The sequence below is a fragment of the Bradyrhizobium sp. genome (assembly GCF_049581145.1).
GTDB lineage: Bacteria > Pseudomonadota > Alphaproteobacteria > Rhizobiales > Xanthobacteraceae > Bradyrhizobium.
In genome coordinates, this window is sequence record NZ_JBAURI010000284.1 from 1 (window position 1) to 8,103 (window position 8,103).

Annotated in this window: 6 protein-coding genes; 3 read left to right on the forward strand and 3 right to left on the reverse strand. The window is 65.5% G+C overall.

Annotated features, from left to right (window positions below):
* Position 1 precedes the first annotated feature (1 nt).
* Together WCB02_RS09415 and WCB02_RS09420 are read left to right on the forward strand one after the other, a co-directional pair.
* Positions 2 to 3,103, forward strand: a complete 3,102-nt coding sequence (locus tag WCB02_RS09415; protein ID WP_423957744.1) for an efflux RND transporter permease subunit — start codon at positions 2 to 4, stop codon at positions 3,101 to 3,103.
* Between the two features lie 147 nt (positions 3,104 to 3,250).
* Positions 3,251 to 3,778 carry an invasion associated locus B family protein gene (locus WCB02_RS09420; protein ID WP_423957750.1) on the forward strand — a complete coding sequence of 176 codons (528 nt, stop codon included), beginning with the start codon at positions 3,251 to 3,253 and terminating at the stop codon, positions 3,776 to 3,778.
* Between the two features lie 32 nt (positions 3,779 to 3,810).
* Here the strand turns inward: WCB02_RS09420 and WCB02_RS09425 are convergent, their stop codons facing one another.
* Positions 3,811 to 6,099 (reverse strand): arylsulfatase, encoded by a 2,289-nt coding sequence (locus tag WCB02_RS09425; RefSeq protein WP_423957745.1) that lies wholly within the window; start codon positions 6,097 to 6,099, stop codon positions 3,811 to 3,813.
* A gap of 131 nt (positions 6,100 to 6,230) precedes the next feature.
* Here WCB02_RS09425 and WCB02_RS09430 point away from each other — a divergent pair, with 131 nt between their 5' ends.
* Positions 6,231 to 6,920, forward strand: a complete 690-nt coding sequence (locus tag WCB02_RS09430) for a TetR/AcrR family transcriptional regulator (protein ID WP_423957746.1) — start codon at positions 6,231 to 6,233, stop codon at positions 6,918 to 6,920.
* On the opposite strand, the gene WCB02_RS09435 is transcribed toward WCB02_RS09430, so the two are convergent.
* Positions 6,902 to 7,621: an ABC transporter ATP-binding protein gene (locus WCB02_RS09435; RefSeq protein ID WP_423957747.1), complete on the reverse strand. Its 720-nt coding sequence runs from the start codon at positions 7,619 to 7,621 to the stop codon at positions 6,902 to 6,904. The genes WCB02_RS09430 and WCB02_RS09435 overlap by 19 nt on opposite strands.
* Positions 7,618 to 8,103: ATP-binding cassette domain-containing protein (locus WCB02_RS09440; protein ID WP_423957748.1), on the reverse strand; the 486-nt coding region annotated here is incomplete at its 5' end. The genes WCB02_RS09440 and WCB02_RS09435, both read right to left, overlap by 4 nt.

Consider the following 8,103-nt stretch of genomic DNA (forward strand, 5'->3'; position numbering starts at 1 on the left):
CATCGGCACTTCGCTGATGATGGCCGGCATTCTCTTCGTCGGGCTCGTCGCCTATCCGCTGCTGCCGGTGGCACCGCTGCCGCAGGTCGACTTCCCGACCATCCAGATCACCGCGACCTTGCCGGGCGCCAGTCCGGAAACCATGGCCTCGTCGGTGGCGCAGCCGCTGGAACGACAGTTCGCGCAGATTCCGGGCATCGCCCAGATGACCTCGACCAGCTATCTTGGAACGGCCGCGGTCACCATCCAGTTCGACCTCAACCGCAATATCGACGGCGCCGCGAATGACGTGCAGGGCGGCATCAACGCCGCCAGTGGCCAGTTGCCGAAAAACCTTCCCTCTCCGCCGACCTACCGCAAGGTGAATCCCGCGGATTCGCCGATCCTGCTGCTGTCGGCGACATCCGACGCCCTGCCGCTGACCACGGTCAGCGACGCCGTCGACGCCCAGCTCGCGCAACAGATCAGCCAGATTTCCGGTGTCGCCCAGGTCATCATCGGCGGACAGCAGAAGCCGGCGATCCGCGTCCAGGTCGACCCGGCGAAGCTCGTGGCCAAGGGCCTGTCGCTGGAAGACGTGCGCAATCAGATCACGCTGACCACAGTCGACTCGCCGAAGGGCAACATCGACGGCGGCACGCGGGCCTATACGATCTATGCCAACGACCAGTTGCTTGATTCCAAGGACTGGAACGACGTCATCATCGCCTACCGCAACGGCGGCCCGCTGCGGATTCGCGACATCGGCCAGGCGGTCACCGGGCCGGAGGACGCCAAGCAGGCGGCCTGGGCAAACGGCAAACGCGGCGTGTTCCTGGTGGTCTACAAGCAGCCCGGCGCCAACGTCATCGACACCGTCGACAAGATCAAATCGCTGCTGCCGCGGCTGGTCGCCGCGATCCCGCCCGCGATCAAGATCCAGGTCATCAGCGACCGCACCCAGACCATCCGCGCCGCGGTCGAGGACGTCCAGTTCACCCTGCTCCTGACCATCTGCCTGGTGGTGATGGTCATCTTCGCGTTCCTGCGCAGCTTCTGGGCCACCGTGATTCCGACCGTCACGGTACCGCTGGCGCTGCTGGGCGCCTGTGCCTTGATGTGGATATTCGGCTACACCCTCGACAACCTGTCGCTGATGGCGCTGACCATCGCCGTCGGCTTCGTGGTCGACGACGCCATCGTGATGCTGGAAAACATCTCGCGCTATGTGGAGGAAGGCGAAAAGCCGCTGGCCGCCGCGTTCAAGGGGGCGAGCGAAATCGGCTTCACGATCGTCTCGATCAGCATTTCGCTGGTCGCGGTGCTGATTCCGCTCTTGTTGATGGGCGGCATCATCGGCCGCCTGTTCCGCGAATTCGCGGTCGTGCTGGCGATGACGATCTTCGTCTCCATGGTGGTGTCGCTGACGCTGACGCCGATGATGGCGTCGCGCTTCCTGCGCGCCCACGGCGAAACCCAGCACGGCAAGTTCTATCAATGGAGCGAGCGCTGCTTCGATGCGATGCTGCACGCCTACGAGCGTGGACTCGACGTTGCGATGCGCTGGCGATTCACGACGCTGATGATCTTCTTCGCGACGCTCGGCCTGTCGGTCTATCTGTTCGTGATCATCCCGAAGGGCTTCTTTCCGCAGCAGGACAACGGCCTGATCACCGCCACCTCCGAAGCCGCGCAGGACATTTCCTTCGAGGCGATGCAGAGCCGGCAGGAGGCGCTTTCCGCGATCGTGATGCAGGACCCCGACGTCGCGACGGTCGCGATGGCGATCGGCGGCAGCGGTCGGGCCGGCAACAATGGCAACCTGTTCATCACGCTGAAGCCGCGCAGCGAACGCGGCGCCTCCGCCCAGGAGATCATCTCGCGGCTGCGTCCCAAGCTCGAAAAGGTGCAGGGCGCGCGGCTCTACATGCAGGCGGCGCAGGACGTTCGTCTCGGCGGCCGGCCGACCCGGACCCAGTTCGAGTTCACGCTGCAGGACCCCAATCTCGGCGAGCTCAATCAATGGGCGCCGAGGATCCTGGCCAAGATGCAGATGTTGCCGCAGCTGCGTGACGTCGCAACCGACCAGCAGACCGAGGGCACCACGCTGGAGCTCAAGATCAATCGCGATACCGCCTCGCGCTACGGCATCTATCCGCAGCTGATCGACGACACCCTGTACGACGCCTTCGGCCAGCGCCAGGTGACCCAGTATTTCACCCAGCTCAACAGCTATCACGTGATCGAGGAGATCCTGCCCGCGATGCAGGGCAGGCTCGATTCGCTGGACAAGATCTACATCAAGTCGCCGACCACGGGCGATCAGGTGCCGCTATCGACGTTCGCGACCTGGACCAGCGCGCCGGTGCGCCCGCTGTCGATCAGCCATCAGGGTCAGTTCCCGGCGACCACGATCAGCTTCAACCTCGCACAGGGCGTGGCGCTCGGTCAGGCGACTGAAGCCGTGCAGAAGGAGATGACCGATCTCGGCGCGCCGCCGACACTCAATTCCAGCTTCCAGGGCACCGCGCAGGCGTTCCAGCAGTCGCTCGGCACCGTTCCGCTCCTGATCCTCGCGGCGCTGGTCGTGGTGTACCTGATCCTCGGCATTCTCTATGAGAGCTACATCCATCCGATCACGATCCTGTCGACGCTGCCCTCGGCCGGTGTCGGCGCGCTCGCGATCCTGATGGCGTTCGGCTACGACTTCAGCCTGATCGCGCTGATCGGCGTCATCCTCCTGATCGGCATCGTGAAGAAGAACGGCATCATGATGGTCGACTTTGCGATCGCGGCTGAACGCGACCAGCATATGACGCCCGAACAATCGATCCGGCAGGCCGCGCTGCTGCGCTTCCGGCCGATCATGATGACGACGATGGCAGCCATGCTCGGCGGCGTGCCGCTGATGCTGGGCACCGGAACCGGATCGGAGATCCGCCAACCGCTCGGCTACGCGATGGTCGGCGGCCTGATCGTGAGCCAGGCCCTGACGCTGTTCACGACGCCCGTGATCTACCTCTATCTCGACAAGCTCTCCAATGCGTTCGCGGGCTGGGGCCGCGCGCACCATGTCGACGAGCACGGCGACGATCGCGCCTCGGTCCAAGAAGCCGCGGAGTGAAGCCGCGGGGTGACTTGACTTTGATTGCGGTGCGGCCCATGCGAACGCGGTGTCATGGAGCCGGCCGTGAAGATCATCGTCAAGCTTGTTGTTCTCCTTGTTCTTGCCTCCAGTGCAGGCGTATCGGGTGCAGGCCTATTAACTGGAATCCTGGGATGGCCAGCCGCGGCCGCGGCTCAGCCCGCAGCAAAGGCGAAGGGTCCTTCGGCCGCTCAACAACCTGCTCCTGCCGCCACACCACAGGCCGAAACCGCGAGCGCGCCGCCTCAAACCGGCTGGGTGGCGCGCTGCAGCAGCGCAGGCCGGGAGGCGCCGCTGGAATGCGCGATCGAAGAGACCGCCGTTCTCACCAAGACCGGGCAATTGATTGTGCTGGTCAATATTCACATCGCCAGCGACACCCATATGCCGGTCGCGTTGGTGCAGTTGCCGCTCGGGCTCAATCTGCCGGTGGGCGTCAAATTCCAGGTCGATGACGGCAAGGCGATCGAGCTGCCGATCCAGACCTGCGAAAACCGGGGCTGCTACGCCAGTGCGCCGCTGACGCCGGAGCTGCTGGCGCAGTTGAGAGCCGGCAAGCAATTGAAGATCTCGTTCGAGAACATGGCCAAGGAAGCGATCACCATTCCCATGCCGCTGGCCGATTTCCCCGCCGCCTACGACAAGATCAAGTAGCGGCGATCTCTCCTTACTGCTTACTGCCTGTTTCACTGCCTCGCCATTTGCGCATTGCCGACGGCGTCGCCATCGAGCGTCTGGTCGTCATGCATCGCGACGGTGACGCGCAACAGCTTTCCGGTGAACGCGAACGGCGCCTCGTAATGCGACACCGGGCTGCCGCGGTCGCGGCCGATGTCGAGGCCCGACCACGAGATCAGGCTGTGAAAGGCAAGCTTGGTCTGCAGCCGACCTGCGGGCTCGCCGTCGATCAACAGCGTATATTCGCTGACGCCGGTGCGGGCGCCCTTGGCCGGCGCGGTCTCGCGCAGCAGTCGTTGCACGCGGAGGCCCAGCCGTCGCGCGCCGGGCGGCACCTTGCGCTGCGACGTCAGGATTTCATGACTGCCGCCGACATTGAGGTCGTGAACCAGAAGACCGTCCTTGACGTAGAGGCTGTAACCCGAAGTGGCGTCGCCATGGGCGATCAGCACGCCCTGGGCGCCTTGCGCATCGAGCTCGACATGCGCCTCGATGGTGTAGCTGCGGCTGCGCACATCGGGCGCGACATCGGTCGGCACATGGCCCATCCCGGCGTGGAAGGTAAAATGATGGCGTGCGCCCTGGAATCGCGCCGCGTTCTCGGCAAAGCGCTGGCCGAAGCGATCGTCGAGCGGCAGCACATTGCGCCGCTCGGCCTCGCGCCACCACAGCCCGACCATGTCGGCGAGGCGTTCGGGCTGTTTCTCCGCGAGATCGTCGACTTCCGAGAAATCGCGATCGAGATGAAACAGCTCCCATTGGTCGCTCTCGAACGGCGTGCCCGGCGGATGATAGGCGACCGCCTTCCAGCCGCCATGGTAGATGCCGCGATGGCCGAACATCTCGAAATATTGCGGCGATGATTTCGATGGTGCCGCGGGATCCGTGATCGAACGGGCGAAGCTTTCGCCTTCGAGCGGCATCTGCGGGCAGCCCGCAATCGCTGCGGGCACGCTGACGCCCACGAGGTCAAGCAGGGTCGGCAGCAGGTCGCAGGCATGCACGAATTGATGGCGCAATTCGCCGCACGCCGCGATCCGCTGCGGCCACGACATCACGAAGGGATCACGGATGCCGCCGCCGTGGGTGTTCTGCTTGTAGCGGCGCAGCGGCGTGTTGGCCGCCATCGCCCAGCCATGCGGAAAATTGCTGTGGGTGTCGGGGCCGCCGATGTCGTCGAGCCGGCGCAGCTTGTCCGCCATCGGCTCCGGCTTGAAATTGTAGGGCCCCATCGCGTTGATGAAGCCGAGCGGGCCGCCCTCCTGGCTGGCGCCATTGTCCGACAGCACGAGGATCAAGGTGTTGTCGCGCACGCCGGCGGTTTCCAGGAACGCGATCAGCCGCGCAAGATGCCGGTCGGCATGGTCGAGCATGCCGGCATAGGCGGCTTGCAGCCGGGTGAAGACACGCCTCTCGTCATCGCTGTGTTCGTCCCACGCCTTCACCCCCGCATTGCGCGGGGGCATCCTGGTCTCCGGCGGCACCAGGCCGAGCGCCTTCTGCCGGGCCATCCGCTGCGCGCGCTCGACATCCCATCCGTGCGCGAAGCTCGCATCATAGCTCATGATGACGTCCCTCGGGGCCTGATGCGGCGCGTGGCAGGCCCCAAAGGCAAGCCAGGTCAGCCACGGCAGATCGGGCCGGTCGGCGATATGATCGCCGATGAAGCGGATCGCCTGGTCGACGAGATCGACGGTCAGATGATAACCGGAATCATAGCTGCCGGGCGGATCAATGTGCGTGTTGTCGGAGACGAGCTCGGGTGCATATTGGTCGGTCTCGGCGTCGAGAAAGCCATAGAAGCGGTCGAAGCCGCGGCCGAGCGGCCAGCCGTCGAAGGGGCCGGTGGCGCCGCTTTCGGTCAGCGGCGTCACGTGCCACTTGCCGACCATGTAGTTGCGGTAGGCGTGGGTCCGCAGCATTTCGGCGAGAGTCCCCGCCTCGCGCGCGATCTTGCCCCGATAGCCCGGATAGCCGGAGTCGAAATTGGCGAGGCAGCCGACGCCGACCGAATGGTGGTTGCGTCCGGTCAAAAGCGCCGCGCGCGTGGTCGAGCACATCGCGGTGGTGTGGAAGCCGGAATAGCGCAGGCCTTCCGCCGCGAGCCGATCGATGGTCGGCGTCCTGATCGGCGAGCCGTAGCAGCCGAAATCGGAAAAGCCGACATCGTCGAACAGCACGACGAGGATGTTCGGCGCGCCGGCCGGCGGCGTCAGTGGCGGCGGCCAGTGCGGCCGGGAGTCCGCGATCGTCTTGCCGATTGCGCCGCCAAAAGCCATATCGCTCGCTCCGCTCATGCACGCCTCCCGATGACGACAACCGACCGCGGCTGACACCCGCTCGCGCCTCGCACCGGATTGTTCCCCGGGGCGTTGCGCAGAATAATAATCCGAATTATCATTATTATCTGGCGGAGACGCAAGAGCCCATGCAGGTCCCTTTCGAGGACGTCGACTTTCCCGGCGTCACCCGGTCGCGGCAGAAGCGAAGCCAGCAGACCACGCTGGCGCTGCTGCGGGCCGGTGCCGAGCTGTTACGAACGCATACGCTTGCGGAATTGTCGATCGAGGTGCTGTGCCGCCGGGTCGGCGCAACCGTCGGCGCCTTCTACAGCCGGTTCGAGAGCAAGGAGGCCTATTTCAACCTGCTGATCGAGCTGGCGGCGCGCGACGGCAAACGCGCGCTGGCGGAGATGGCCGGGACCAGGCGGGAGAAAGATGCCGATCTCGCCGCGCGCTGCCGGCTCCTGGTGCATGGCATCACGGGATGGATCCGCCGGCATGAAGGCATCCTGCGCGCCGCGCTGCAGCATGGCGATACCAAGCCGGACAAATGGACACCGTTCAAGGCGCTGGCGGGCGCCGCGACAGAGGCCGCCACACTCCTTCTGCTTGCCGCGATGGGTCGCGGCCGCAAGGCGGCCAAGACACGAACCATCGCCTTCGGCTTCCAGGTCGTCTTTGGCACGCTGGTCAACGCGATCCTCAACGATCCCGGGCCGCTCTCGATCGCCGATCCCGAGATGGAGGCGCGGCTCGGCCTTTGTCTCCTGCACCTCCTGCAAGCCGAGATGAAGACCGCCCCGGAGCGCCGCAAGACTCAGACGGTGCCGAGATAGGCCCGCTGCACCTGCGGATCGTCCGCCAGCGCCGCCGCGGCGCCGGACAGCACGCTTTTCCCGACCTGCAGCACGGTCGCGAAATCGGAGACTTCCAGCGCCAGCTCGATCGACTGCTCGGCCAGCAGGATGGTCAGCCCCTCCCGGTGCAGCCGGCCGAAGGTTTCGTACATCGACTCCACCACCGCCGGCGCCAGCCCAAGCGACGGTTCGTCCAGCATCAGGAGCTTCGGATCGCTCATCAGCGCTCGGCCAACCGCGAGCATCTGCCGCTCGCCTCCCGACATGGTGCCGGCGCGCTGGCCTCGCCGCTCTTTCAGTCTCGGAAAAATCTCGTAAACGCGCTCGAGCAGCGCTGCGCGGCGCGCCCTGTCGCGCAGCGGCGTCGCGCCGAGCAGCAGATTGTTCTCGACGCTCTGCTGCACGAACAGCCGCCAGCCCTCGGGCGACAGCGCCAACCCCTTGCGCACGATCGCAAAGGCGCTCTGTCCGGTGATCTTCTCGCCGCGAAACGCGATCGAACCGGAATGCAGCGGTATCAGGCCCGCGATCGCGTTCAGCGTCGTGGTCTTGCCGCCGCCATTGGAGCCGAGCAGCGCGACCACGCTGCCCTCGGGCACTTCCAGCGAAACGTCGGATACACCGATCAGGTCGCCGTAGCGAACCTCCAGATGCTCGATCCTGAGCAGCGGCTCGCTCATGACACAGGACCGCCCATCAGTTCGATCGGCGTATGGCCGGCGGCGGCCTTGGCGGCGCGCCTGCCGAGATAGGCCGCGATCACCTCGGGATTGCCGGTGACCTCGCGCGGGCTGCCGCGGGCGATTTCGCGGCCCTGGTGGAACACCATGACACGGCTTGCCAGCGACATGATCACTTCCATGATGTGCTCGACGATCACCAGCGCTACTCCTGAGCGATGGATCTCGCGCACCAGGTCGATCGCAAGCTGCACCTCGCGCTGGGTCAATCCGGCCATCGCTTCATCGAGCAGCAGCACCTTGGGCTCGGTCGCGAGCGCGCGCGCGATCTCGAGCCGCTTTCGGCCGGGAGTGCCGAGCGAACGCGCCGGCGCGTCCGCGAGCCTGGTCATGCCGACGCGCTCCAGCACCGCGCGGGCCCTGGTTTCGGCCTCCGTGCGATGCGACGTGCGCAGGAATGCGCCAATCATCACGTTCTCCAG

What these genes read in the sequence shown, in the direction of transcription:
- WCB02_RS09425 (WP_423957745.1), bottom strand. Translation starts at nt 6,099, where the DNA reads ATGAGCGGAGCGAGCGATATGGCTTTTGGCGGCGCAATCGGCAAGACG.
- WCB02_RS09430 (WP_423957746.1), top strand. Translation starts at nt 6,231, where the DNA reads ATGCAGGTCCCTTTCGAGGACGTCGACTTTCCCGGCGTCACCCGGTCG.
- WCB02_RS09435 (WP_423957747.1), bottom strand. Translation starts at nt 7,621, where the DNA reads ATGAGCGAGCCGCTGCTCAGGATCGAGCATCTGGAGGTTCGCTACGGC.